This is a genomic window from Pradoshia sp. (assembly GCF_051873915.1).
GTDB lineage: Bacteria > Bacillota > Bacilli > Bacillales > Pradoshiaceae > Pradoshia.
The window spans coordinates 1-26,224 of sequence record NZ_JBJEFJ010000195.1 but is presented as its reverse complement, the minus strand read 5'-3'; the positions used below and the strand labels follow the sequence as shown (position 1 = coordinate 26,224).

Sequence of the window (26,224 nt, the reverse complement as noted above, 5' to 3'; positions counted from 1 at the left end):
CTCTAGTTACCCCTAACCGCTTCATACCGGTTAACCGGTCTTCCAATCCCGCCGTCTGCCTCAATGCTGTCTCCACCCTTCTCTAATTTCAGATAAGCCCGCAGACACCAAAAGAGCATTGCCGACGGCAATGCTCTTCCCTCATCCCTTGCTTATTCTTTTTAACAGCCGATCTATTTAACAGCTTTCTCCTTCGTCATTACTACATATAAAATCATGGCCATGATGACAGAAAAACCAGCCGTCATATAAATACTTCCGTATCCGAATGAATGGGCAATCTGCCCAAAGGAGATAGCTCCTATCCCTATTCCAAGATCGAAAAAGGAGTAGAAGGTTGCATTAGCCATCCCCTTGCGATCAGCTGGAGCTTGGTCAATCGCCCAAGCCTGCAAGGCTGGCTGAACGCTTCCGAATCCGAATCCGTATAAGAAGGCTGCAATCAAGAGCCCGGTTGTTCCCGGCATCCAGGAGAGCAGGAACATGGCTATGACAACTAGCAATGTTCCCGGCAGGAATACAGCTTTATGTCCTTTCCGGTCATACAGCTGACCTGCAAAAGTCCGGGTAAGCATCACGGATACCGCATAGACCAAGAAGTACCACTGAATTCCCTCAACACCCTTCTGTGCCGTATAAAGCGGCAAGAAAGTCGCAATTCCTCCAAAGGTGAAGGTGATGAAAAAGGCTAGAATCGACGGCTTTAATGAACTCATCTCGTATAAATCCAGCAGTTTCCCGCCAGCTGGAGCCTTCTTGACGACTCCCTTCTTAAAGCGAATTTGAGAAGCTGCCAATAATGCGCAAGCTGGAAGAGCCGCACAAATCAGAAAGAATTGATTAAAAGGAAGCACTGCAACGAGGGCAAGTCCTATCGAAGGACCCATCGCCATCGCCAAATTCCCTGACAAGCCGAAATACCCGAGGCCTTCTCCCCTTCTTGTCGAAGGCACTACATCAGATGCGACCGTACCAGAGGCAGTCGTTAAGCAGCCCCAGCCGAATCCTTGCATAATTCTCATAAGGAAAAGCAGTGCGATACTCGCCAAGAATCCAAAAGTACCAACTGTCAAAATAACGACAATTAAGCCCCCGATATAAACAAGACCCCTCCCTCTTGTTTCTAGGGCCTTGCCGGCAAATGGCCGAATCAAAAGAGCAGAAAAAGTAAAAATTCCGACAACGAAGCCAATTAATTGATCACTTCCCCCTAGTTCCTTTACATAGAGGGAAATGGTTGGCAACGTCATTTGGAACCCTAAGAAAATCAAGAAATTCGCGATGCATATCAAGATGAAATCGCGTGTCCATATTCTTTCTTTGACAGCATGCTGACTCACACCATGTTGAACCTGTTCACTCATGTTATTCCTTCTCTCGTATTCTTTTGCCCTTTCTATGATATCGGAATATCTTTATATAATTCTATATTTTTTATTGGCAATCCTGTTATCTATCTGGAATTTCCTACTTAATACCCTCTCTTACGCGCTCAGGATGGGAATAAATATTGAAGCTCTCTCCCCTGATAAAGCCGATAGCTGTGATATTCAAATCATCTGCCAGTTCAATCGCAAGATCGGTCGGGGCCGACTTTGACAGAATGACTCCTACACCAATCTTTGCCGCCTTCAGAAGAACCTCTGAAGAAATCCGGCCGCTAAAGGCTATGACTCCATCGCGTACTGGAATATGATGAATCAAACAATAGCCTAATAGTTTATCAAGAGCATTATGACGGCCTATATCAGACCTTGCCGCAATTAGGACGGAATCATGGTAGAGTGCCGCATTATGTACCCCGCCTGTTTGCTTGAATAAGTCACTGCCCTCTTGAAGCCCTTCCATCATTTTAATGCATTGTTCAGGAGTAATACAAATGTTTGTATAGGAGGTTTTCGCTGTTTTCACATCGACCTGATAGTAAAACTGCCTGCTCTTACCGCAGCATGAACCAATGAATCGCTTCCCAGCCTCTCGCTGACTGACTGGATTATGATGGCGCAGTGTTACATATCCAAAGCCTTTTCCCTCATCTATATGATAGTCCTCCATATCATCCCTTGACCGAATGACACCCTCAGAGGCCAAAAATCCAAGGAGAAGCTCATCCAAATGGTATGGTGTACAGACCATGGTCGCAAACTCCTCCCCGTTCACGTAAATCGTAAAGGGAAACTCTACCGCCATTTCATCACTTTTCTCTATTAATTTTCCATCTATATACTTCGTGATTTTTTGTCTGCTTGTTACGTTCTTAGCCATATCACTCACCTGCCATTTCCGTTCTATACCCTTTCCATGGGTAAAAAAACATATATAGACACATATTCCATAATTGGTGTTTTATCCCTCATAAACGGGGTAGAGATTCCATAAGTGTGTTTAATATGGGGTATTTTTTATCGAAAGGGGTTTATCCATTTGAGCGATAATAAGGTCAAAATCAATGGAGTCGATATGGAGCTGAAGGATGAGCAATCGGTTTTGCAATTGCTTTCAGATAGCTCAATTGAGATTCCCAGTGTTTGCTATCATCCGAGCTTAGGTCCAATTGAAACATGTGACACCTGCATTGTCAGCGTGAACGGTGAATTGGTGCGTTCCTGTTCAACAATCGTCAAGCCAGGGGACGTTATCGACACCGCATCAAAGGAAGTGAAGAAAGCCCAGGTCATTGGGATGGACCGGATTCTTCATAAGCATGAACTGTATTGCACGGTCTGCGATTACAATAACGGGGGCTGCGAGATACATAATACCGTCAAAGAAATGAAAATCAACCACCAAAGCACCCCTTTTGAGCCGAAGCCATACCAGGAGGATAATTCTCATCCATTCTACCGCTATGACCCAGACCAATGTATTCTATGCGGACGCTGTGTTGAAGCCTGCCAGGATGTTCAAGTAACCGAAACATTGAGCATAGACTGGGAGAGCGATAAGCCGCGCGTCATTTGGGATAATGATGTACCGATCAATGAATCCTCTTGTGTTTCCTGCGGACATTGTTCAACTGTCTGCCCATGTAATGCCATGATGGAAAAAGGCATGGTTGGGGAAGCCGGGTTCCTTACCGCCATTGAGAAGCCTACCCTTCGCCCGATGATTGAAATCATCAAGGGAGTAGAGACAGGCTATGGCTCCATCCTCACCGTTTCGGATGTAGAATCAGCTATGCGTGATGCAAAAATCAAAAAAACCAAAACCGTATGTACCTATTGCGGTGTGGGCTGCAGCTTCGATATTTGGACAAAAGGCCGCCAAATCTTGAAAGTAGAGCCGCAAGTTGATGCGCCAGCCAACGGCATCTCTACCTGTGTAAAAGGGAAGTTCGGCTGGGATTATGTCAACAGTGAAGAGCGTCTCACGAAACCGCTTATTCGGGAGGGTGACCATTTCCGTGAAGCAGAATGGGAGGAGGCACTTAGTCTCATTGCCTCTAAATTCACGGAAATTAAGGAGGAACACGGGTCTGATGCTCTAAGCTTCATCACCTCCTCAAAATGTACGAATGAAGAATCCTATCTCATGCAAAAGCTCGCTCGTGGCATTATCGGTACAAATAATGTGGACAACTGCTCCCGCTATTGTCAGTCCCCTGCAACGGTCGGCCTGTTCCGCACAGTAGGCTATGGCGGAGACTCCGGCAGCATTACCGATATTGCACAGGCAGGCTGCGTAATCGTCATTGGCTCCAATACATCCGAGTCTCACCCCGTGCTCGCAACCCGCGTGAAACGTGCTCATAAATTGCACGGCCAGAAATTAATCGTTGCTGATATCCGCAAGCATGAAATGGCCGATCGTTCAGACCTATTTGTACAGCCAAAAGTCGGCTCTGACCTTGTTTGGCTTTCAGCGGTGACGAAATACATCGTAGACCAGGGCTGGGCTGACCAACGCTTCCTTGATGAGAAAGTAAATGGTCTTGAAGAATATATCGAGAGCATTCAAAAATACACCCTTGATTATGCCGAAGAGGTAACTGGCATCTCAAAAGAAAACTTAATCACCATCGCCAAAACGATTCATGAATCTGACGGCGTATGTGTGCTTTGGGCAATGGGAATCACCCAGCATCTTGGCGGCAGTGATTCAAGCACAGCCATCTCTAACCTATTGCTGATTACCGGAAACTATGCACGTCCAGGTGCTGGCTCCTATCCGCTGCGCGGCCATAATAATGTACAGGGTGCAAGTGATTTCGGCAGTATGCCGGACCGGTTCCCAGGCTATGAATTTGTGTCAGATCCAGATGTAAGGGCAAAGTATGAAAAAACATGGGGCGTAGAATTAACCGACCGGCCAGGCCTGAATAACCATGATATGATTGAAGCCATTCATGCCGGCTCTCTCAAAGCAATGTACCTTAAGGGAGAAGAAATGGGGTTGGTTGATTCCAATATCAATCACGTCCATGCCGCTTTTGAAAAGCTTGATTTCTTCGTTGTACAGGATATTTTCTTATCCAGAACAGCTGAGTTTGCAGATGTTGTCCTCCCTGCTGCACCGAGCCTTGAAAAGGAAGGAACCTTTACCAACACGGAACGCCGTATCCAGCGATTGTATCAAGCCATGGAGCCGCTTGGTGAATCCAAGCCGGACTGGCAGATTATCATGGAGGTCGCCAATAAGCTCGGAGCAGGCTGGAATTACAACCATCCAAGTGAAATCATGGCAGAGGCCGCATCCCTCTCCCCTCTATATGCCGGTGTATCCTATGATTTACTAGAGGGCTACAATACATTACAATGGCCGGTTGAACCAGATGGTACCGATACACCCCTCCTATTCAAGGACCGGTTCCCTTTCCCGGATGGCAAAGCCCGACTCTTCCCAGTCGAGTGGACAAAGCCGCTGGAATTTGATGAGGAATATGATTTGCATATTAACAACGGACGCTTGCTCGAGCACTTCCATGAAGGGAATATGACCTATAAATCAAAAGGCATCACCTCGAAAACACCAGAAGTCTTCCTTGAGGTGTCCCCTGAGCTAGCCGAGGAAAGAGGCCTGAAGGATGGCACGCTCGTCCGTTTGACCTCTCCATACGGTTCTGCGAAGGTTAAATGCCTCATCACCGATCGAGTTAAAGGGAAGGAAGTCTATCTTCCATTAAATGATTCGGGCGATGGAGCAATCAATCTATTGACATCAAGCTTTGCTGATAAAGACACAGATACACCAGCCTATAAGGAAATTTCAGCGAAGATGGAAATCATCAGCTATGACGGCGACAACCCGCTTCCGCGCATCAACCACCGGAACGGAAATCCCAACCCGCAAAAGGGAGTCGAGGTTGAACGCAAATGGGCGCGCAAAGATTATATCTTCCCAGGAGATTTAGCGAAAGTGGGGCGGAAAAACAATGGCTAAGGCAATTAAAAATGTCGTCAAGATTGAAATGACAGAGGAAGAAAAAAGAGCTCAGGACCTTCGCGAAATAGAAAATGCTCTTCTTGATAACAAGGACGCCATTCTTGAAACGATTGATTTATTAAAGCATATCAATAATCGGGGTGCCTTAACGATGGCAGCAAGCCTATTCGCCGAAGGAGATAAGGTCATGTATACCATCGTGAAAGCACTTGATAACCCGGAAGCAACCAATCTAATCAAGAATATGCTGCTCTTAGTCGGTGTGCTCGGCACAATCAACGTTCAGCAGCTTGAACCATTTGTCGTAAAGTTAAATGCCGGTGTTGCCCGCATGGCCGAGAACAAGGATTCGGACAAGTCACTCAGTTATCTAGGACTTGCCAAAACCTTAAAGGACCCTGAAGTCAACCGTGCCATCAGTCTTTTAATCGAATTCTTGCGCGGTATGGGCGAAGATACAGAAGACCTTGAACGTAACACTCAGCCGCCTGAGGAGCAGGCTGCTCAGAAAAATAGAACACGTGACTATCAGGGAAGAATGCACGATCGCGATTAATAAAGAGGGCTGTCCCCAAAAAGCCAGGGATTTTGGCTTGCTGGGGGCAGCTTTTTTATCATGCATTCTAACATTTTGCTTATCATCAAAAAAGCAGAGGATTATCTTATCCCTCTGCTTCTACTAAATGATGCCGGAATGCATAAATCACGGCCTGCGTCCGGTCCTGTACCTGTAATTTACCCAGGATATTGCTTACATGGGTTTTAACCGTTTTAATGGCAATGAATAATTCATCCGCAATTTCTTGATTGGATTTACCTTTCGCCATCAACAGCAGGATTTCTTTTTCCCGGCTCGTCAATTCCTCATGCAATTCATGTGTTTTCGGCTTTCTGAGCTTAGCCATCAATTTATCGGTAACTTCAGGCTCTAAGACTGTTTGACCATTGTACGTATCCCTGATGGAATCAGCAATCTCGCTCGCCTTTGAGGTCTTCAGCATATAGCTGATTGCTCCAGCCTCTAGAGCAGGATAAACCTTTTCATCATCAATGAAGCTCGTGACAATGATGATTTTCGCCTCCGGCCATTTAGCGATGATGTGCTTTGTCGCCTCAATGCCGTCCATACCAGGCATGACCAAATCCATCAAGATGATGTCAGGCCGCAGAGATAGCGCTAATGCTACTCCCTCCTCACCGGTTCCCGCCTCACCAACAACATCGATATCCACAAGTGAGGATAAGTAAGCAGAGACTCCTATCCGTACCATTTCATGATCGTCAATCAATACTACCTTTATCATTTGCTATCACCTACATTCACGATTGGAACGCGCACTTCCACACGTGTTCCTTGATTTGGAAATGAAATAATCTTGAAGGTGCCGCCAATCTCGAGCGCCCGCTCCCTCATATTCTGCAAACCATATGAGCCTGCTTTTGCAGAAGTTGTATCAAAGCCTTTGCCATCATCAATCACCCTCATGATAACCGATTGTTCATGCTTAACGATATAAATATCAAGCCTGCTGGCCTTAGCATGTCTAAGCGTATTTGAAACAGATTCCTGCAGAATACGGAATAGATGGTCCTCTATCCCTTTCTCCAATAAGAGGTCATCTACCTTCCAGTTAACATCAAAGGGCACCTTCTGCTTCAGCTCATGTAAGAGGCTGTCTACCCCTTCTTTTAAGCTCTTATCCTTGAGCTGAACTGGCCGGAGATGAAGAAGAAGCGCCCTCATCTCGAGCTGGGACTGTTGAATCATTCCCTCTGTCAGCTTCAATTGCTTCGTACGCCATTCTTCTGATGCATCAGGTGATTCATTAATGGCGGAGATGAGCATTGAGGCCGCAAAAAGCTGCTGGCTCACTGAATCATGTAATTCTCTCGCCAATCTGTTCCGCTCCTCCCTCACCATGCTTTGTACCAATTTCTCCTGCTCCTCCGTCTTCTCCGTGGCAAGGACTTGGGTTCGTCTTACCTGTTCAAGCAGAATAAGCTGCACATCCTGAAGTTTCTCAGCCGCCTCCCGAATATCGGTGATTTTCGGCTCCTTGCCGTGCTCAAGAGACTCCCCCTTCTTCAACTTATGTAGAGACTCATCAAGACTCTTAATCTCACTTTTATAGAAGGAACCGCTCGCAATCCCGAATAACAAGCCAGTGACAATGGCGGCACTCGGAACAAATAGAATAAATGGAATATGATAAATATCTTTCTCATAAAAGGGCCCCCAGTCAGCTGGCTTAAATACATAATAATAGGCTCCTGCTATTATGATAACAACGATTACGGCAATGGTCAGACAGAGGAGAATCTGGCGTTTTACGATACTCATACCCGTCTCACCACAATGCTTCCTGCACCGATAGAGGTCATGATTTTAATGCGGCTGCCCGCTTCCTCATATCCTTCCGTTTTATAAGCAATCTGCTGATTGCGTATATCGCGTTTTTCCTGGTCAAATAAGCGTATCGAGCCGTATAGTGCTGTATGGGAGAGCTTAACACCAATATCATATGGAATGAGAATCTCCACATTTCCGGCGATATTTCGGATGGAGATAATCGACTCTTCCTTCGGGAGCACGGTGTTGCTTAAATCAATCACCACATCTCCAAATCCAACGGCAATATTGATATCATCCCATTCGAAAATATCCTCAGGGGTCGATTGGTTCCCAAATAATCGGCTTGATACGGGACCATGAACCGTCACAAAATTTGCTTCGTCCTTATGCCCTTCAAAGGAAGGAGTGATTTCAGCTGGCTTTCGTCTTTTCTGTAAATAATGAACAAGAAAAACTAATAATATTATAAAAATGATGGCACGTATGACGAATAAGCTGATCAACCCTGACAAAGCAAAAAAAATGCCGACCCATAAGACAATCTTACCGGTTAAAGTAGCGTATTTCTTATATCCATAAAACAGGCAGATAGCAGCCACAATTCCATTGAACAGCAGCTCATCAAACCGGATGAAGATAATCTCAAATAAGCCTGCAATTAATATGCCAACCAATATGATTTTTAATTGTGATTGTTCCTTCGTCCCTGACATATCATTGCCCCCTGCTAAAAAAGATACGATAGGACGCAAGTCACAAAGCCTGCGCCCTATCTATTAGCATACCATCTTTCTAGTTCAAATCCTCATTCTTTTTTGTCTCTTTCTCTAACGCAGCAAGACGCGTATCCATAATCATTCCATAATGATTTGTCCTTGCCCTCATATCTAAGCCGTCGATTTCCCCTTTTGAAGATTTCCGCTTTCCGTTCGGAGCGGCTCCCTTCTCAATCAAGCCATCAATCTTGCCATGCACCTTGGATAAATTATCCTGACCCATCAATTCAAGCCTTTTAATTTGCATATCCTTCAGGCTTTGCTTCATCGTTGTAAATTTCTCTTCCAGCTGCTTAAGGTCAATATCAATCTGCACAAGCATATGCTCCAGCCGGGAAGCACGGTCCTCATAAATGGCCTGTTCCCGTACCGCATACTCATACAATTCCTCTGCTCCCTCTGTCGCGCGGGCAATTTCCGCTTGGCCTTTGCGTTTCTCTGCCATTCCGGCAGCCGATTGCTGCTCGCGCTTCACTTCCTCCTTCAAGCGATACTGGCGTTCAATCAATCGCTGAACCTGCTGTACCTCCGTCTCCGATTCCCGTAAATATTGATTCAGCTTATACAAAGGATGCTTCTTATCCTTCGTCTCCATTGCTTCATATAAATCAGCTTCCAATGTTCTTTTTAATTTTGTGAATAAATCATTCATGCTCTAAGCACTCCTTTTTTTATTTTTTGCTTAACTCTTCCCATTCCCTTTCAAACTTCTTGAATGGGTCTTCCTTACTTCTCTTTTCTGCCTTCTCTTCTTCATAATTTTTGTACAAATAATACAAGAGCACCATGGCAGCTAATCCGATAAAAGCAGGCAGATTGCTAATGGCGGCAATCAGGATAATGATTCCGATGATGCCCCAGATTATCTTCCCATTCTTATCCTCAGCCTTTAAATATTGCTTAAAGGTGAAATAGAGCGCACCCAATGTAATAGCCAAGACTAGAATGGATCCTATATTTCCAATGACAATAAAGCCTGCGATGATGGCGATGATGATAATTCCGATATTTTTCAATTTCATTCCCTCCTTATAGTTCAAGTTTAGCTCCTTTCCCCTTTAACAATAACGACCTTGAGCTTGATTTTTAGCTAGGTCTCCAGACCGATTGCCCTCTGCGACTTTCGCGTGACAAAAGAAACAAAGATATCACATGCTTCCCCATCAAAATCCTTAATATACTAAATATTTGCAAAATTTACTTTATCTAAAAGAACTAGAGTGGTAAATTTAACATATTGGTAGTCTCATGACTCCAACTACATACCTAGGCAAAGGGGGGGCATCTCTTCTTCTCTATCAAACAAATAAAAGGAGGAAATCGTGTTGAAAAATAGGTTCAAGCAGGGAACAGCCGTTATTGCGGCGGTTATCCTATTACTCTCCAATTTATTCTTCGGGCTTGGCAGTGCAAGTGCAAATTCAAATGACCAAAAAAGCACTGGCCCCCAAGGAAGCAAGGCTCAATCAAAACTAGATTTAAGCCAATTTGATCATCCTGATGAAAAGGTCCGAATCATCATTGAACTAGAAGGAAGTCCGGCCATTGAATATGCGACCGAACAAGGTGTCCTTTTCAAGGATTTATCGAAATCCAAACAAAATACCTTACAAGCTCCAGTGAAGGAGGAACAATCAAGCCTTCTTTCCTCCATCAAGAAGAAGAAAATCAATTTCTCCGTTGAGAATACCTTCACAGTTGTTGCTAATGGTGTCAGCGGAGAGACAAAGGTTTCTGATATTCCTAAGATTGAAAGCCTATCGAATGTTTCATCTGTTTATATTGCTAATGAATATGAACGTCCTAAAGTTAAACCAGACATGGTCTCAAGCGGAGACATTGTCCAAGCTGAGGAGACTTGGCTCGACGGCTATAATGGAACTGGCACCGTTGTTGGTGTCATCGATACCGGCATTGACCCTAGCCATAAGGATATGGTTCTCACCAATGAAAAGAAAGCCAAATTATCCGAAAATGATGTAAAAGCATCCATCTCCACGAACAAGCTTCCAGGTAAATATCACACAGCCAAAGTACCATATGGCTACAATTATTATGACAAAAACCAAGAAATCCTTGACCTCGGTTCAGATGCATCCATGCATGGAATGCATGTCAGCGGAACGGTTGGCGCTAATGGCCAAAAGGAAACTGGCGGGATTAAGGGAATAGCACCTGAAACACAAATATTGGGGCTGAAAGTATTCGGAAATGATGCAGCGATGCCATCTACTTGGGGAGATATTTACATCAAGGCAATTGATGATGCTATCTTGCTTGGAGCTGATGTCATCAATATGAGCCTAGGCTCAACAGCTTCCTTCCAGAACGCAGAAAACCCAGAACAAATGGCGATTGAGAGAGCCGTAAAGAATGGGGTCCTTATGGCCATTTCTGCCGGGAACTCTGCTCAGTTCTCTGATGGCTATTATGACCCGCTCGCTTCCAACCCTGATATTGGATTGGTTGGAGCACCAAGTCTTTCAAAGGACTCTCTCTCTGTTGCATCACTAGAGAACACACATGTATTTGTCGATAAATTCATCTTCACTATCGGCGGTGTTGACTATGAGGCGGGTTACAAAACACAATCTTCTCCGCTGCCGCTTGATGTGTTCAAAAAGGCTGAACAGGAAGTTGTCTATGTAGCCGATGGCGCCCCTGATAAATATGAGGGCAAGGATGTTAAAGGCAAGATTGTCTTTGCTGTCAGAAATGCAGCAAATCCAAATTATGGAGAAATCCAAAAGCAAGCGGAAGATGCCGGAGCAAGCGGTGTCATCGTAAGAGGTACACCTGCACATGGCGACTTCGTCAGCATGGCATTAAACAATCCAACGATTCCACTCGTATCCTTGCGAATCAACGACGGAACGAAATTTGAGGAGAAAATAAAAGAAGCAGGCGGTAACGGAAAAGTTAAATTCACCGGTGATATGATTCAGCTTGCAAACCTTACAGCCGGCCATTTATCTACCTTTACTTCATGGGGCGTAACACCAAATCTTGATTTCAAGCCTGAAATTACAGCACCAGGCGGAAAAATCTATTCTACTTTAAATAATGATAAATACGGTGTTATGAGTGGAACTTCCATGGCTGCCCCACATGTAGCCGGAGGTTCAGCACTTGTCCTCCAATATGTTGAAAAGACCTTCCCTAAGCTTACAGGCAAAGAAAAGGTCCAACGCGCTAAAACCTTATTAATGAATACATCTTCAACCATTAAGGATCCAGAAGGTACAACCTATTATTCACCACGTAGACAAGGGGCAGGAGTCATGCAGTTGAACTCAGCCATCCATACTCCAGTCTATGTTGTCCAAAAGGGTACAAACGAAGGAAAGGTCTCCTTAAAGGAAATTACCAAAGACCAATTCTCCTTCACCTTAACAGCCACAAACTTCAGCAAAAAGGATGCAGCCTATACAATTGATACAAGCGTGCTAACCGATGCCTTGTATGAAATGGATGGTGACCTGTACAATGCATTGACACCAGAGGAAATTTCCAAAGCAGTCGTTACCTCTGATAAAGCAGTAACCATCAAAGCAGGGAAATCTAAGGATATCACCATTACGATTAATTTAAAGAATGCCAAAACAGCTCTTGAAAAAGCATTCAAAAACGGTTACTTCACAGAAGGCTTTGTCTTCTTGAAAGCGAAAAACAAGGAAGATTCCCTTCCAACGCTGTCCGTCCCATTCGTCGGCTTTAAAGGGGACTGGAATAAAGCAAATATTATCGACCCGCTGCCAAGTGAAGCAGACTCCTTCTATGGATATACCGGCATTATTGACCCTGTTACCGGTGAATATTACGGAATCAATCCTTTCAAGAAAACGCTGAATCCTGACCAAATTGCCTTCTCTCCAAATGGAGACGGAGTATATGACACAGCAGCACCTGCCCTTTCCTTCTTACGGAATGCAAAGACAGTAGAATACTCTATCGTCGATTCGAAGGGCAATGTTCTTCGCAAACTATTTACAGACAAAGAACAGCGGAAGAATTACTATGCCTCCACCCGTGTATCTATCAAACCATCCATGACAAAGTGGGATGGCAAGGCAAATAATAAACTAGTCGCTGAAGGGAAGTATTTCTACCAGATCAAATCAACTATTGATTATGCAGGCAAGCAGCCGCAAGTATTTAAGATACCGATTCTAGTAGATAATACGGCCCCAACAGTCTCAAAACTAAAATATGATGATGAAACAAAGTCTATCACCTTCAACGCAGCTGACACCCGTTCAGGCTCGGGTATTAAATACATTTCCCTCTCCATCAACGGAAAAGAGCTGCAGGAGCATGTTGAACCAACGAAGGATGAGACATACCGCGTTAAACTGACAGATTTCACATTTAAAGAGAGCAAAACACCAGTTGTCATTGAAGATGGCGATGATATTAAAGTAACAGCTCATGACTATGCCGGAAACCAAGATTACCAAACATCCAATGATCAGACCATCCCATACATCGTTTCCGATATTCCGGCAGCGGCTGGAGAATTTAATTCATTAGAGGTTCCAATCAAAGGCTATGTAACAGATGATTCCAAACTAGCCTATGTAAAGGTTGAATACGAGGGAAAAACAAAAGAATTGTCATTAGTTTGGGATGAGGAAAAGAAACGTCATAACTTTGAGGACACCCTCACCTTCAGTAAGGAAGGGAAGCATGATATTCGTTTCTTCGCAGCTGATATAGCTGGCAATAAAATTGACTTCAATCGTGAAATCTATATCGACATAACAGCTCCAAAGCTTGATATCAAGTATAAGGAGTACACATCATCCTCCAGCCAAAAAGTAACGGTTACAGCTGCAGATAATTATGATGCACTCCGTCTATTGGTTAACGGCAATGAAGAAATCAATACGTTCGTCGATATGGGAGATGGACCAGTCTATAAAGAATTTAAGAAAACAAAAGATATTACGATTCCACTAGAAAGTGGAGCTAATGAAGTGGAATTTGTGCTTACAGATCTTGTTGGACATGAAGTGACCAAAACGATTACAATCCATAAAGTTTCCGGTCCAAAAAAACCAAGCATCAATGCCGTATCTGATGCCAGCAAGACCATTACAGGGAAAGCCGCTTCCGGTTCCAAGGTCACTATTACGGATAACAAGAAATTAAAGCTTACCGCAACAGCCTCAAGCGGTAAATATTCAATTAAGCTTCCAAGTAAACTAAAAGCCGGTACTATCCTTTATGCAACGACAACAGATAAGAAAACCGGCTTGGTAAGCGCCAAAACAAAGATTACAGTTAAGGACAAAACCGCTCCAGGTGTCCCTACTGTCAAAGAAGTCTCAGATAAAACACAAACAGTCACAGGGAAAACAGAAGCCGGAGCAAAGGTAACCGTCAAAGCAGGCAAGAAAACACTCGGCACGGCCACTGCCAAGAAAAACGGCTCCTACTCCATTAAGATCAAAAAACAAAAAGCCGGCACCTCTCTATCCATAACAGCGAAGGATAAGGCTGGCAATACAAGCAAGGCAAAGAAAGTAACGGTTAAGGATAAAACAGCACCAGCAGCACCTTCAGTCAACAAAGTAACTATCAGCTCCACAAAAGTCACAGGGAAAACAGAAGCCGGAGCAAAGGTAACCGTCAAAGCAGGCAAGAAAACACTCGGTACAGCTACAGCAAAGAAAAATGGTACCTACTCCGTCAAGATCAAGAAACAAAAAGCCGACACCACCCTCTCTGTAACAGCGAAGGATAAGGCCGGCAATACAAGTAAGGTAAAGAAAATAACCGTCAAGAAGAAGTAACCATTCTGCGTACCTAATGGACAAATCCATTAGGTACGTTTTCATTTTACCGATACAAACACGCATCTATATATAATAGAAGAAACTCAGCATAATCAAGCTCGGCTGAATAGCCAAACAAATCAAGTAAAGAGTCATCAGCCTAGTTTCTCCTCAACTCTCGCTGATGGTTATTAGAAATTCAACAGGATAAAAAGATGCCCCATCAGGATAACACCTGATGGGGCATCTTTTAATCTATATTAGCGAACGCGTACAACTAGTCCGCTGAATGTATCTTTCCAGTATCCGCTTGTCATGCTGGCAACTGCTACACCAGTTGAGCTTTGAGAACCGATGAATTTACCGTTCCCAACGTAGATACCCACGTGGCCGTTTGTTTTATACGTATTGAAGAATACCATGTCTCCTACTTGGATATTGCTGTAAGAAACTTTTGTTCCTGCAGATACAAGCGCACTTGTGCTTGCTGGAACAGAGTATCCGCCTTGTCTGAATGCCCAGCTTACGAAACCGGAGCAATCAAAACGTCCTGCCGCGATATCGGCTTCAGTTCGTCCACCGCCAAATACATAAACGGAGTTTCCAATGTACTTATAGCCTGCTGAAACAACCTTTTGGATGCTTTTGCTGGATGAAGCAGTAGAACTGCTAGAAGATGAACTGCTTGAGCTTGAAGAACTTGAGTTAGATGAACTTGAGTTGGATGAGCTAGTGTTAGATGGCTTTGTGCTAGAGGAAGAACTTGTAGAGCTTTCCTTTTGTGTTTCTGTCTTTTCACTAGTCGTCGTTTCTTCTTTTTTCGCTGTAGTTGTTTCAGATGAACCAGATTCAGCTCTAGCAACCGTTGTTGCTGCTGCTTCCACGACAGCTTCCTCGGTCACTTCTTTAATCACAATATCAATATTTTGAGCTTCAGCTTCAGCTAATTTGCGTTCGCTTTCTGCTTCTTTTTCTTTTAATGTCGCTTTCAATGCTTCATTTTGGCCTTGCTGTCCAAGAATGTCCTCTTGCATGCCGACAAGCTCTGTCTTCATGTCATTTAGATTAGCAAGCTTGTTTTTAACTGTTTTTTGCTTTTCTTCAAGCGCTGCTTGGTCATCTTGAGATTCTTGAAGCAACTGGCGGTCTGCTTTAACGATTGTTGAAACAGCACCGATACGCTCAATGAAATCACCGAAACTAGTAGAACCAAATAAAACTTCTAGGTATGAAGCATCGCCATTTGTTTGTTGGTATGTAATGGCACGCTGTTTCAAGATTTCATTACGCTCTTCAATGCGTTTTTCTAAATCTGCAATCTCTGTTTCAAGGCGTTTCACTTGTTTCTTTGTTGATGTGATTTCTTTTTCAGTTGAATTAATTTTGGCTTTGTTATCCTTAACAGCTTGATCCACTTGCTTGATGCGCTTATTCAGTGCAGCAATTTCTGCTTGTACTTTATCAAGCGCTGCTTGTGCTTCGTCTACGGCAGCTTGCTTCACTGGGTCTTTCTCTGCACTTGCTGACGGAACTGCCGCATAGCTTCCGAAACCGAGCAGTAAAGCCGTGTTCAGTGCGATAAAACTCTTCTTCAACATGTTTTTTCCCCCTGATAATATTTATCTATTTATCTAGCCTATCTTTTTAGCTACTTTTTACGTCCTATACGTTCTAACAAATTGAAGTATAGCATGTAAACATAACAATTAAGTTATCGTTATGTTACAAATATATTTCAAAATGTCGTTATGTATCACAATTTGGGGTTTTATCAGGATTAACAGCCTATATTTCTTCCATATACATCCATTTATGTCAATGAGGGATTCATATTGACGTAGAACCATAACTAGACAAGCAACCGACCATATTCTTCACCATGATTATACTTATATAATAAAATACTTATTTAAAAGGCAGCCATTCTGTCCCCCGGCTGCCTCCTGACTAGTCGATGATTCCCATTCTAATAGACTTGACGGCTACCTCCGTACGATTTTTAGCATTTAGGCGCTTCATGATGGTTGATATATAATCTCTGACCGTATACTCACTTAAATAGAGCTTGACGGCTGCCTCGGTGGTAGAAGCACCTTCAGCCAGTAATTTAATGACCTCAATTTCCCTTGGAGAGAAGCTGAGCTCCTCCCCTGCTTCCAAATCTCCTTTCACATAATCAGGCTTCATATATCTTAGCATCAATTCCCCTGCACTTTGTCCGAACTTCATTAAGGCGGGAAACAGCGTACGGTCGACCGGGAAGTGTTTGCCTGGTCCTTGGTCCAAGAGGACGCCACCAATCATTTGTCCTTCTTCCGGCACATAGATTGGAACAATCAGCAAGGAGGCTAAATTAAAATGCTTTACGACCTTTTCCGGGAATCCAAACGCTGCATCCTCGATATAAATGGGCTGAAAGTTCCTCATCGTATGACCAACCGGCTTCAGCAAATTCAACTTATGCTGAATGGCTGGAATATCAATCATTTGCTCTCGAATGGCCTTCACCTCTTCCTTATCAAGATGATGTGCATACAATCCGACAGCAATTTGTTCCATATTTGAAAAACGGAATAAGGCTGATCTCTCAAATGGGAGAAATTCACCGAATCCAAAACAGATATTCTCACATGACTGCTCTAGTGTTTGCGATTTGATAATCCATTCATTAAAGAGGATGACCGCATCCTTCCATTGGGTAGAATAGGACTTCTCATGCTGATCAATCAAACTGAACAGCATGGACATGCTTTCATGCAGGAACCCATTCTCACAGCCAATCAATAAAAGCTCATTTTCATATGTAATTGGCAGGGTAGAATGGTCAATTCCAAACGCATTCAGCACATCATACCATGTCGGAAAGCAGTTCTCCTTGAGCGTTTCTTTCTTTCCATGAATCTTTTTGATAGAAAAACAATCTGGCTGCTCCTCTACCCGCACAATCCACTCAATTTTCAAGTTGGCATTCTGAATTAGACTTTCACACAATTTGTCTAAATTCATTTCATCCTCCGTATCCAGGTTCACCAATACCTCACTAAGCTTCGTAAATAAATAATGAATAGACGGATGAAGCTTGGACGAAAATTCAATATGCTCTTTTAGGACAGTGTGCGTTGCATTCTCCAAGAGATTTAAGATATGGATGATTTTCTCCGCCGCTGGCTGATAGGCAAAATACTCAAGTGCATCCTCTCTCATCCTGCTCAAAATAGAGGTTGCCTCCACTCCATACCGATTCGCCATCATATAAGCACCTAGCCGGTCAATGATGAACGCACAAGTTTCAATATACCGATCATTGACCTCGCCCAAATCATCCTTTACCCCATTCCACTCGGCTAGCAGCTCGTCCTCATACTCCGCCATCAGCTTAATGGCCTTTGATAACAATGTGTTCATATGATTCGTTAAAGACTTAGACATCCATCATTCACCTCATTTTCATCTAAAAACAGCTATTTGTGTATGATTCGCTAACCATTTGGTAAATTCCTCTTCCACAAAATATCATTCGTCTCATTTCGACAAAAATCATTTACTCCTTCCCATCCAAAGCGAAAAAAGCTACAAATGTAGGTATTCACGAAGGGTAGATTAACACATAAAATTGTGGAAGAAGGTGGAAGCGCTTACGAAACAAGCATTCGTACAGGCATATTCCCACTTCCGAATACCGTTATCAAGAATGAATGAGGAGGAATGTTGATGAACACTGATGCTGAAGTAGTTCAATTGGGCGGCCATACGGCCAGAAAAACTTTTTGGGTAGCACTTCTTAGCGGATTCTTATTCTTTGGGGGACTCTTAACCTACTTCGGCATGAGCGGCACCATCTTTGCCGCTGCCATTGGCGGCATGGGAGAATTCAACGTCAAGTTTGATCGTATGGAAGGGACGGATTTCAAGCTATTGGGCGGATTAGCTGATACAGCCGAAAAGAAAAATGGCGCAGTCGTTGCGACAAACAGAATCAAGGACGTAAAAATCCAAGGTTTGGTCATCACAAAGGAGATTCCCGCTCTTGGTGTGCGTGTTGTCGTTAAATCTGATCCTAAACAAACCGTCGAAATCAAAGGCCTCATTCAAAAGGCAACCCAAATCGACGGCGATGCCAAATTTGAGAAGCTGACCATGCAAGAAAACTATGTAGGAGACATTAAGGACCCGCAAGAGAAGATTGCGGAAGAATTCACCCAAGTTGCTCCAAAAATTGTCTTAACAGATGCAACACTAAAAACGCTTTATCTTTATCAGGATTCTTTAACCTTGCCTGGCATGAAAGTTTATTTCGAGAAATTGTAATCTATCAAATATGGAATTGGGATGATGAACATGGCTAAATCACTTTCAAATAACACAAAGAGACAACGATTCCGTAATTGGAGAAAAAGCCGGCCGTTTTGGGGAGCAGCACTTGCTCTCCTTTCCGGCTTAATTATTCTATATGTTCCATTGCAGCTCATTGAGATTGCCGCATTGCCGGGAACGACCCTTTTTATTGGTTTCTTCCTTGGAGGCATGGTCCTGCTCGGCGGAATAATGACTTATATTATGCCGCAATTCTCTGTCTTTTTCGGACCTTTCGTCATGGTCAGTGCCATCCTTTCGATCATGGGGGCGATGGGCGGTCTTGTAATTGGCACTCTGCTCGGTATTATCGGCGGCTCCATGATTATGGCTTGGCGGCCATATCCAAAGGCTTCGGCAAAAAGGAAAAGGAAGGATCAAACGAACAAAGAGGAAAAGAAAATCGCAGCTGGCCAGAATACCGTGATTCATAAATAATACGTTAGGTACTTAGGAATGGTGATGATATTGAATCGTATGAAAAAATCAGTACTAGCAGCCATCATAAGCATCTTCACACTCTATCTCTTCACCGCTTCTTCACCACCGATCTTAGCCAGTTCCTCTGGTACAGACGGATTTATCATAGAAGCTGAAGAAATTACCGGTACATTGGGTGTTCCATTGATTGTCATCGGAGAAACGGCAACCCGCAAGGCAGTGCCGATGATTGACCTAGCAATGGATAATCTCGAGATTAAAGACCTTGTTATCAAGAAGGTCACCCAAACACCCAATGGCCCGGTCACGACAGTCATAAAGTCAGGCGGAGTCACTAAATTAAAGAAAATGAGAGTCCGCATCACCAATATTGAATTAGGAGGCATCTTCATCCCTAAGCTTGGTTATCTCGGAATGAAGGATGTGAAGCTATTAGCCTATAAGCAAACAGCAGATTATGCTGACCTGCCAAGCTTCTCCCTAAATTATGAGACCGGAAATGCAAATCAAATGAAGGATGAAGGGGAAGAAGGCTTAAAGGAAATCATTAAAAGCCTCCAAAACGGCGGCAAGAAAGAGGAAGATGAACAAGAAGAAGCAGATGAGGAGAAAGATTCAACAACTGATGAGGAAAAACAGCCTGATGAGCAGATAAATACGGATAAGGAAAAGCCCGAAGAACCTGCGAAACCAGATGCTGACCCTAAGACAGACCCAGCTGATGAAGAAGAAACGGCAGACGATCCTGAAACAGAAGCACCAGCTGAGCCAGGGAAAGAGGAAGATGAGGTGAAGCCGGAAGACCCGCCAAATGAAGAGCCTCCACCTGATCAAGGAGAGAAGGACAATGGCGATCAAGCTCCAGGTGATCCAAATGCACAGATAACGAAGTAAAGCTGCCAAACCGGCAGCTTTTCATTATATCTTTATTATTCGGGAAAACGATAGATTTCAAGTGGAGTATCACTTTTCACATATAAAGGATGTCTTGGATGGCCATCCTTTGTTACGCCAAGACAATAGGGTGTATAGCCTTTGAACCACTCTGCCAGTTCACCATAATCCTTATGATGGATCGTACAATTCTCTCCCCACCCTACCAGTATTTTCGCCCCGCTGTGCAAGGCATTCTCAAGATAGAATTGGTTCTCTGGACCAGTCGCTTCTTCCATGGATAATTCCTTCAGCTCCCTCCAGTTTGTGGAACGATAAGCATACACATTTACGAGCTCCATGGAGCCGCAATCCATTTTCTTTGCAAAGGAGATGCAACGCTGCGTTGTCCGGTCATCAAGGGCTTCATCTGCCGTGCTAGGATTTAAAAGGACAAAAACGGCTTTATTTAAATTATAGTCATCCCATTCCCTTTTAAGAGAATACCGATAATTCCCTTTAATGATAGCACTATATTTCAAACCATCTCCTCCTCCCGTCTCTTCTTACTATATATAATCTGCCTCCCTCACTTTTATGATGGGGACACCATTTATATTTTGGCAAAGAAAAGACAAAACACCTGACCCTTAAGTAAGAGGGCCAGTAACGGTTACAAAACGAAGGCAAACAGCACAGGGAGTGAAATCAAGCTTAGAACGGTTGTCACAAATGTACACACGGAAACAAACTCCGGTTCGGTGTTAAATTGAATGGCATACATCGTCGTATTAGCAGCAGACGGCATTCCTGCCATAATAACCATCAATTGTTTGAGCAGCGTATCCACCGGGAGAAAATAAGCGATTCCCCACGCAATGACAGGAGCAGCAGCTAGCTTAATCATGACGGCGTATAATATTTTTTCTCTCTCCACATTCTTTAAGGAAATCTTCGCAAGCTGCATTCCTAAGACAAGCATAATGGTCGGAATAGCTGCATTCCCAACAAGGTCTATTGTTGTCATGAATGAGGATCCAATCGTGATGCCAGTGACTTGGAAGAGCCAGCCTGCCAATGCTCCATAAACGATTGGCATCCTCATCACTACACCAAGCGTATCCTTAAAGCCTCCGCCAATATCGCTGCCGCGTGCGGCAAAATAGATGCCGACTGTTGCCATTACAATGGTCTGAATCACCATTAGAATAACAGCGTAATCAAAACCAGCCGCTCCAAATAGCAATAAAGCTACCGGGGTACCATAATTTCCATTATTCATAAAAACAGAGCCAAGAATGAGCCCGCATTTCTCCTTAATGGAATACCCTCTAATATAGGAAATAAGATAAATGATTAGAATCAATGCGATGCAAAGGGTCAATGCAAATACCGTGATATACAAATAATCGATGTTTACGATATTCGTATAAAAGGTCTTAAATACAAGGACCGGGGTCATAATATACAAGGACATGGCTGATATGGATTTCGGGTCAAACCCGATTTTTTTCTCTCCTATGTAGCCTAGAATAAAAATCGCAAAGACAGGAATTAATACATTAAAAAAAGCCAACTTTCTTACCCTTCTCTCTTCCATTTCCTGATACAAGTACTACTTTGACTATATCACAACGAAGAGCCGCTAAACCCCCGTCAATAAATTTCTGGTAAACTTTCATATTTTTTCAATGCAATGATAATGATATGATAATAGAAAAAAACGCCATTTTGGGGGAATTGAAATGAATATGGGGCAGCAATTATTTACGCCTTATAAAGGTTTACCGAAGGAGATTTACATCATTTTTGTTGCCAGGGTCATGAACAGTCTTGGTGGATTTGTTAATCCATTGCTTGTATTAATCCTAACTCAGAAAGTCGGCTTGGATACAGGCATTGCTGGTACATATATTACCTTTATCTCCTTCATCGCTGTACCCGGGATGATTCTTGGAGGAAAGCTGGCCGATTCATTTGGCCGGAAATGGATTATCTGCATCTGCCAAGGATTGGGGGCATCCATTTACATCGCTGCTGGGTTTATCTCCCCTTCCATGACAATGGTCTATATGATCATGGGAGCATCCTTTTTCTTCATCATGTGTTCACCAGCCTATGATGCCATTCTTGCAGATCTCACAAACCCGGATAATCGGAAAGGGGCTTATTCCCTCATATATATGGGTTGGAACTTAGGGTTTGCCATCGGTCCCGCAATAGCCGGCCTGCTGTTCAAAGATTATCTATCCCTTATCTTCCTCATCGACGGCATATGTACCCTGCTCGCAACCACACTGATTGTTATCTTCATTAAAGAATCAAAAAGCGCAGCTGTTGAGCCAGAAAGAATATTAGAGCGTACCGTCGAAGGCTCCATCTTCAAGGTCCTGCTTTCACGACCGCTTTTGATCATGTTCGCCCTAATCCTGCTTTGCATCGAGTTTGCCTATACACAGTGGTCCTTCTCTATTCCTCTGCATTTAGGTGAATTATTCGGGGATGTCGGTGCCTCTTATTTCGGCATTCTTGCTTCCTTTAACGGAATCTTAGTGATTGTCTTTACACCGTTTCTGACGAAAATCACCCAGAAAGCCCGCCCAATCCGTGTTATTGCAGGAGGTGCCCTTTGTTATGCCCTTGCCTTTGGCATGCTTGCTTTTACAATGATTCTCCCCTTGTTCTATTTATCTATCTTCATCATGACTGTCGGAGAGATTCTAATCGCCATCAACGCATCCACATTCATGGCTAATATGACACCCGCATCCCATAGAGGCAGGATGAGCAGCATTCTTCCTCTCGTTATCGGAACAGGGAATGCAGTCAGTCCAATGGTTATGGGGAATTATATTTCAGCCAATTCAATTGCCTCGGCATGGATCATGATTGGCACACTCAGCTTGCTGTCAGCGGCTTTGATGTGGTTTTTGCAAAACGTTGCGAATAAATATTTTACCCCTGCTCCAAGTAATAAGATCTCTCATTAAATAGAAAAAAGAGGCTGAGGCATAACTAAATTCGCTGTATCCAAAACCATATGATCAATTGTATAAAGCAAAAAAACCGAACTATTATGAATGATGCTTAAACGGCCCTTCATAATAGTTCGGTTTTAAAATGGCTGAAACCTTTTATCCCAGTCTCATTTACATATAAATTTTACTTATACCCAAATTTTTTTACTTTATTCTACTTAAACCGACATATTTTTCAAAATATTCCCGAATATTATTTATGTTCAGATATAGAAATAGAACAGTAGATAAAAGGGGAGTCTTCTTATCATGAGAATGATTAAGAATTTTGTTTACAATCACAGCTATACGATTATATTCATTATTTTATGTTATCTCGTCGCTCTAGCCAGCATTTTCAGTTAATCGTATTTCAAAAAATTATGTATGCATTACTGCACTTGCTTCTTGCGTATAATCATATGGAGGCATTTCTCGTTGCTTCACAGCATCAATAATTTTGTAATTCCCATGTCGTACAACCGTTCTTGTTGTTTCAAGTTTCAATTCATTTGCATATGCCTGCGAGATTTCAACAATACAGGTTACTTCTCTCAGCGAGATGATTTGGCCAATGACAAATAAGTTGCCTCTCTTGAAATGAATCACATCACCAATCTTGCCAATTTCCTTTTGTGCATACATGGCTCAAAATCTCCTTTTCACTAAATTGTTATTGGTCAAATAAGCAATCACATAGTTACTATCGGAGAGCTTTCATGAATATTTACACTTAAGTTTGATTTTTTCATTTGTGCATTTTCCTTATTTTGGTTAAAATCAAAGAAAAGAACTGTTATCGATCCATATTGCCTTAAAGGAAGGTGTAGTTATTGGAACATCAGCAGTTATTCTTTTCCAGTGATATGAGCAGTCATAAACCGAATACGATCCACAACAAATCGACTGAGTGTCCCTTCTGCAAGCCGGATGAATTACAAAATATTCTGGCAAGAGAAGGAGAAATCATTTGGCTCATGAACAAGTATCCCACCCTTAAAGATACGTACCAAACCGTCATCATCGAAACAGATGAATGCACCTCAGATATGAGGAGTTACTCCCGGTCACATATGAGAAGATTAATGAACTTCTGCCTGAATAAATGGCAGGAGGTCGAGGATACAGAGGAGTATGAATCTGTCATCTTATTCAAGAATCATGGACCATATTCAGGAGGAAGCCTCCTTCATCCCCATATGCAAATCATCGGAATGAAGCATGTAGATTACCATCAAAATATCAGCATGACTGACTTCGAAGGAACAAATGTCTTTACCTGCAGTGGTGTAGAGATGACGATTTCCGCATACCCCATCATTGGGTTTACGGAATTTAATCTCCTGACCGCAGCAGACAATGTGGCAGATACGTTTCCTGATATGCTGCAAATACTTATCCGCTATATATTAAATGGCTTTCATAAAGCCTGCAATAGCTATAATCTATTCTTTTACCGCTTCCAAGATAAAATCATTTGCAAGGCCATCCCACGTTTTGTTGTCTCTCCATTATTTGTCGGATACAAGATTCCACAGGTCCTAATGGATAGAGATTTGAATCGTATGAAAGATGAGCTATTTGAACTTTATTCAGCCTATGCTAGGAGCTAGCATGCTTAGCCTGCCAGCTAGGCTTATTTTATTGGTACTTGACCTTTTCCGCATTCCTGAAACAGCCCTCCAAACACTTGATGGCTTATATTGAAAACATGAGAAACTTACCATTATGAGCATAATAAAAAGCGGAATGCATCGCATCCGCCCCAAATGTCTCCATTACACCATATTTTCTTCAAAGGAATCGTCACACGGAATCAAAAAAGGATGTGTGTTACTAACAAACACCGCCTAGTTCCACTCATCCCGAGCGACCTCCATTCAATGTGGCTGCGAGTCGTTCATTCTGCCGTTAGAATAAATCTATCCGGCACTGTCAAACGGTTGAGCTATCATTTATGAGAATGATTTCTACATTGGCCAATCGTATACTTTCCGTTTCTCTCGCAAAAAGGACTTCGCTTATACACTGGGACAATCATGCTCCTATTTCTTCAGCTTTTTACGTTCTTCGTCTTCCATTTAATATATTCTACTAATGCCCTGTATTCTTCCATGTCCTCCTTTTCAATCACAGTCGTCTTCAATTCCTCAATCAAATCAATCAGCTCTTCATTCAGGTTTTCACTTTGATCCATTTGCTGCTCAATCTTCAGCAATGTCTTCAAATCAACATGCAAGACGAGCGCAAGCCTCTTAAGAACTTCAATAGAAGGATTCTGATTGACGCCCCGCTCGATATTGCTCAAATAAGATTTCGATATCCCCGCATTTACTGCCAGCTGAGTCAAGGTCATCCCTTTTCTCTTCCGTATTTGCTGAATGTTTTTTCCGATCATGGAAGTCTCCTTTCCGAAATGGATCCGGCCTTTTTTAGGCAATCGACGACTTAACCTATCAATTTAAACGATCTATGTCGTGACAGAGTCAATAACTCGCATTGGTATTAAATCCGCCACCCTTTTCTTTCTTATACACCCTTGCTGGAACCGCTAAAGCCTGTGCAAATTCAGGAACATCCGCTGTCACCGTTGCACCTGCTCCCACTACAGCCCAGCGCCCAATTTCCACATCGGGTATAACCGTTGCATTCGCCCCAACCAATACACCTTGGTTTACTTTAACCCCGCTAGTCAAGCATGCACGCGGTGATATTTGGACAAAATCATCTATATGACAATCATGTTCAACGACAGAAGCGGTATTAATGATGCCGTGCTTGCCAATCTTCGCCTCCGCATTCACGATGGCCCCCGGCATCACGACCGTGCCAACTCCTATCTCAGCATTCGGGCTCACGATCGCACGCTTGGAAATGACGGATGTATAGCAGTCATCCGCTAGATTCAACTGATTAACCACCGTTTTTCTTGTTAAATTATCACTAATTGTGATAACGAGCCTCGCACAGAACACATGACTTAAGAGAGATTTAGCCGCAGCAATCGGCCCATAATAAATGTCACCCTTCTTAAACAGCTTTTCATATCGGTTATCCAAGTACGCAGCAATCCTGTCAGGAGCTGTGCTTTCAATCATATCTTTGACAACCTTGCTATGACCGTCATCTCCCACTAATATATAATTCATCTAATTCCCACTCCTTGAGTTCGGACGGTTTCAGTATAGAAACACAGTCGTCTCCCCCTTCGATTCACTTCCTTATGATGATATTTCTGGTATTCAAGGACAA

At 43.1% G+C, this 26,224-nt stretch carries 23 protein-coding genes; 8 read left to right on the top strand and 15 right to left on the bottom strand.

Going from position 1 to position 26,224, the window contains the following annotated elements; translation table 11 throughout:
• Positions 1 to 2: 2 nt before the first annotated feature.
• The 3 genes from ACI35L_RS16860 to fdhD all read right to left on the bottom strand — a co-directional run bounded on the left by ACI35L_RS16860 (position 3) and on the right by fdhD (position 2,265).
• The gene (locus ACI35L_RS16860) at positions 3 to 131 is read right to left on the bottom strand and encodes a hypothetical protein (protein WP_439803398.1); all 129 of its coding nucleotides are present in this window, start codon (positions 129 to 131) and stop codon (positions 3 to 5) included.
• A gap of 42 nt (positions 132 to 173) precedes the next feature.
• Positions 174 to 1,364 (bottom strand): MFS transporter, encoded by a 1,191-nt coding sequence (locus tag ACI35L_RS16855; protein ID WP_439803397.1) that lies wholly within the window; start codon positions 1,362 to 1,364, stop codon positions 174 to 176.
• A gap of 103 nt (positions 1,365 to 1,467) precedes the next feature.
• A complete protein-coding gene (gene fdhD, locus ACI35L_RS16850) occupies positions 1,468 to 2,265 on the bottom strand; it encodes a formate dehydrogenase accessory sulfurtransferase FdhD (RefSeq protein WP_439803396.1) in 798 nt (265 codons plus the stop codon).
• Between the two features lie 159 nt (positions 2,266 to 2,424).
• Between fdhD and fdhF the strand changes: the two genes are divergently transcribed.
• Both fdhF and ACI35L_RS16840 read left to right on the top strand, forming a co-directional pair.
• Positions 2,425 to 5,379: a formate dehydrogenase subunit alpha gene (fdhF, locus tag ACI35L_RS16845; RefSeq protein WP_439803395.1), complete on the top strand. Its 2,955-nt coding sequence runs from the start codon at positions 2,425 to 2,427 to the stop codon at positions 5,377 to 5,379.
• Entirely contained in the window at positions 5,372 to 5,938 is a 567-nt protein-coding gene (locus ACI35L_RS16840; RefSeq protein ID WP_049671670.1) for a DUF1641 domain-containing protein, read from the top strand. The genes fdhF and ACI35L_RS16840 overlap by 8 nt, the downstream gene beginning before the upstream one ends.
• 106 nt (positions 5,939 to 6,044) lie before the next feature.
• Here the strand turns inward: ACI35L_RS16840 and ACI35L_RS16835 are convergent, their stop codons facing one another.
• From ACI35L_RS16835 to ACI35L_RS16815, 5 genes are all read right to left on the bottom strand, one after another.
• Complete coding sequence (locus tag ACI35L_RS16835; protein WP_049671671.1) at positions 6,045 to 6,686, bottom strand: response regulator; 642 nt, start codon at positions 6,684 to 6,686, stop codon at positions 6,045 to 6,047.
• Positions 6,683 to 7,723 carry a sensor histidine kinase gene (locus ACI35L_RS16830; protein WP_439803394.1) on the bottom strand — a complete coding sequence of 347 codons (1,041 nt, stop codon included), beginning with the start codon at positions 7,721 to 7,723 and terminating at the stop codon, positions 6,683 to 6,685. The genes ACI35L_RS16835 and ACI35L_RS16830 overlap by 4 nt, the downstream gene beginning before the upstream one ends.
• A complete protein-coding gene (gene liaF, locus ACI35L_RS16825) occupies positions 7,720 to 8,448 on the bottom strand; it encodes a cell wall-active antibiotics response protein LiaF (protein ID WP_439803393.1) in 729 nt (242 codons plus the stop codon). The genes ACI35L_RS16830 and liaF overlap by 4 nt, the downstream gene beginning before the upstream one ends.
• Before the next feature lie 79 nt (positions 8,449 to 8,527).
• Positions 8,528 to 9,163, bottom strand: coding sequence for a PspA/IM30 family protein (locus ACI35L_RS16820; RefSeq protein WP_439803392.1), 636 nt, complete (start codon positions 9,161 to 9,163; stop codon positions 8,528 to 8,530).
• Between the two features lie 19 nt (positions 9,164 to 9,182).
• A complete protein-coding gene (locus ACI35L_RS16815; protein ID WP_049671675.1) occupies positions 9,183 to 9,527 on the bottom strand; it encodes a lmo0954 family membrane protein in 345 nt (114 codons plus the stop codon).
• 309 nt (positions 9,528 to 9,836) lie between these two features.
• Here ACI35L_RS16815 and ACI35L_RS16810 point away from each other — a divergent pair, with 309 nt between their 5' ends.
• Positions 9,837 to 14,306 carry an Ig-like domain-containing protein gene (locus ACI35L_RS16810; protein ID WP_439803391.1) on the top strand — a complete coding sequence of 1,490 codons (4,470 nt, stop codon included), beginning with the start codon at positions 9,837 to 9,839 and terminating at the stop codon, positions 14,304 to 14,306.
• Between the two features lie 242 nt (positions 14,307 to 14,548).
• Here ACI35L_RS16810 and ACI35L_RS16805 read toward each other — a convergent pair whose 3' ends face one another.
• Together ACI35L_RS16805 and ACI35L_RS16800 are read right to left on the bottom strand one after the other, a co-directional pair.
• Positions 14,549 to 15,886 (bottom strand): C40 family peptidase, encoded by a 1,338-nt coding sequence (locus ACI35L_RS16805; protein ID WP_439803390.1) that lies wholly within the window; start codon positions 15,884 to 15,886, stop codon positions 14,549 to 14,551.
• 349 nt (positions 15,887 to 16,235) lie between these two features.
• Positions 16,236 to 17,717: a LuxR C-terminal-related transcriptional regulator gene (locus tag ACI35L_RS16800; protein WP_439803389.1), complete on the bottom strand. Its 1,482-nt coding sequence runs from the start codon at positions 17,715 to 17,717 to the stop codon at positions 16,236 to 16,238.
• A 282-nt stretch (positions 17,718 to 17,999) separates the two neighbouring features.
• Between ACI35L_RS16800 and ACI35L_RS16795 the strand changes: the two genes are divergently transcribed.
• Genes ACI35L_RS16795 through ACI35L_RS16785 form a run of 3 tightly spaced genes read left to right on the top strand, consistent with a single transcriptional unit; the run spans position 18,000 to position 19,976 of the window.
• Entirely contained in the window at positions 18,000 to 18,596 is a 597-nt protein-coding gene (locus tag ACI35L_RS16795) for a DUF6230 family protein (protein ID WP_049671678.1), read from the top strand.
• 30 nt (positions 18,597 to 18,626) lie between these two features.
• A complete protein-coding gene (locus ACI35L_RS16790; RefSeq protein WP_053103768.1) occupies positions 18,627 to 19,079 on the top strand; it encodes a DUF6114 domain-containing protein in 453 nt (150 codons plus the stop codon).
• 30 nt (positions 19,080 to 19,109) lie between these two features.
• On the top strand, positions 19,110 to 19,976 hold the full coding sequence (locus tag ACI35L_RS16785) for a hypothetical protein (protein WP_439803388.1): 867 nt from the start codon (positions 19,110 to 19,112) through the stop codon (positions 19,974 to 19,976).
• A gap of 35 nt (positions 19,977 to 20,011) precedes the next feature.
• On the opposite strand, the gene ACI35L_RS16780 is transcribed toward ACI35L_RS16785, so the two are convergent.
• Positions 20,012 to 20,497, bottom strand: coding sequence for a DUF1643 domain-containing protein (locus ACI35L_RS16780; RefSeq protein ID WP_439803387.1), 486 nt, complete (start codon positions 20,495 to 20,497; stop codon positions 20,012 to 20,014).
• Between the two features lie 131 nt (positions 20,498 to 20,628).
• Positions 20,629 to 21,531 carry an AEC family transporter gene (locus ACI35L_RS16775; RefSeq protein WP_439803386.1) on the bottom strand — a complete coding sequence of 301 codons (903 nt, stop codon included), beginning with the start codon at positions 21,529 to 21,531 and terminating at the stop codon, positions 20,629 to 20,631.
• 169 nt (positions 21,532 to 21,700) lie between these two features.
• Between ACI35L_RS16775 and ACI35L_RS16770 the strand changes: the two genes are divergently transcribed.
• Positions 21,701 to 22,945, top strand: coding sequence for an MFS transporter (locus tag ACI35L_RS16770; protein ID WP_439803385.1), 1,245 nt, complete (start codon positions 21,701 to 21,703; stop codon positions 22,943 to 22,945).
• A 408-nt stretch (positions 22,946 to 23,353) separates the two neighbouring features.
• Here the strand turns inward: ACI35L_RS16770 and ACI35L_RS16765 are convergent, their stop codons facing one another.
• Complete coding sequence (locus ACI35L_RS16765; RefSeq protein WP_049671683.1) at positions 23,354 to 23,617, bottom strand: DUF2187 family protein; 264 nt, start codon at positions 23,615 to 23,617, stop codon at positions 23,354 to 23,356.
• A gap of 188 nt (positions 23,618 to 23,805) precedes the next feature.
• Between ACI35L_RS16765 and ACI35L_RS16760 the strand changes: the two genes are divergently transcribed.
• On the top strand, positions 23,806 to 24,585 hold the full coding sequence (locus ACI35L_RS16760) for a DUF4931 domain-containing protein (RefSeq protein ID WP_439803384.1): 780 nt from the start codon (positions 23,806 to 23,808) through the stop codon (positions 24,583 to 24,585).
• A 440-nt stretch (positions 24,586 to 25,025) separates the two neighbouring features.
• Here ACI35L_RS16760 and ACI35L_RS16755 read toward each other — a convergent pair whose 3' ends face one another.
• Together ACI35L_RS16755 and ACI35L_RS16750 are read right to left on the bottom strand one after the other, a co-directional pair.
• Positions 25,026 to 25,370: a helix-turn-helix domain-containing protein gene (locus ACI35L_RS16755; RefSeq protein WP_049671685.1), complete on the bottom strand. Its 345-nt coding sequence runs from the start codon at positions 25,368 to 25,370 to the stop codon at positions 25,026 to 25,028.
• An 88-nt stretch (positions 25,371 to 25,458) separates the two neighbouring features.
• Entirely contained in the window at positions 25,459 to 26,121 is a 663-nt protein-coding gene (locus ACI35L_RS16750; protein ID WP_439803383.1) for an acetyltransferase, read from the bottom strand.
• Positions 26,122 to 26,224: the final 103 nt, after the last annotated feature.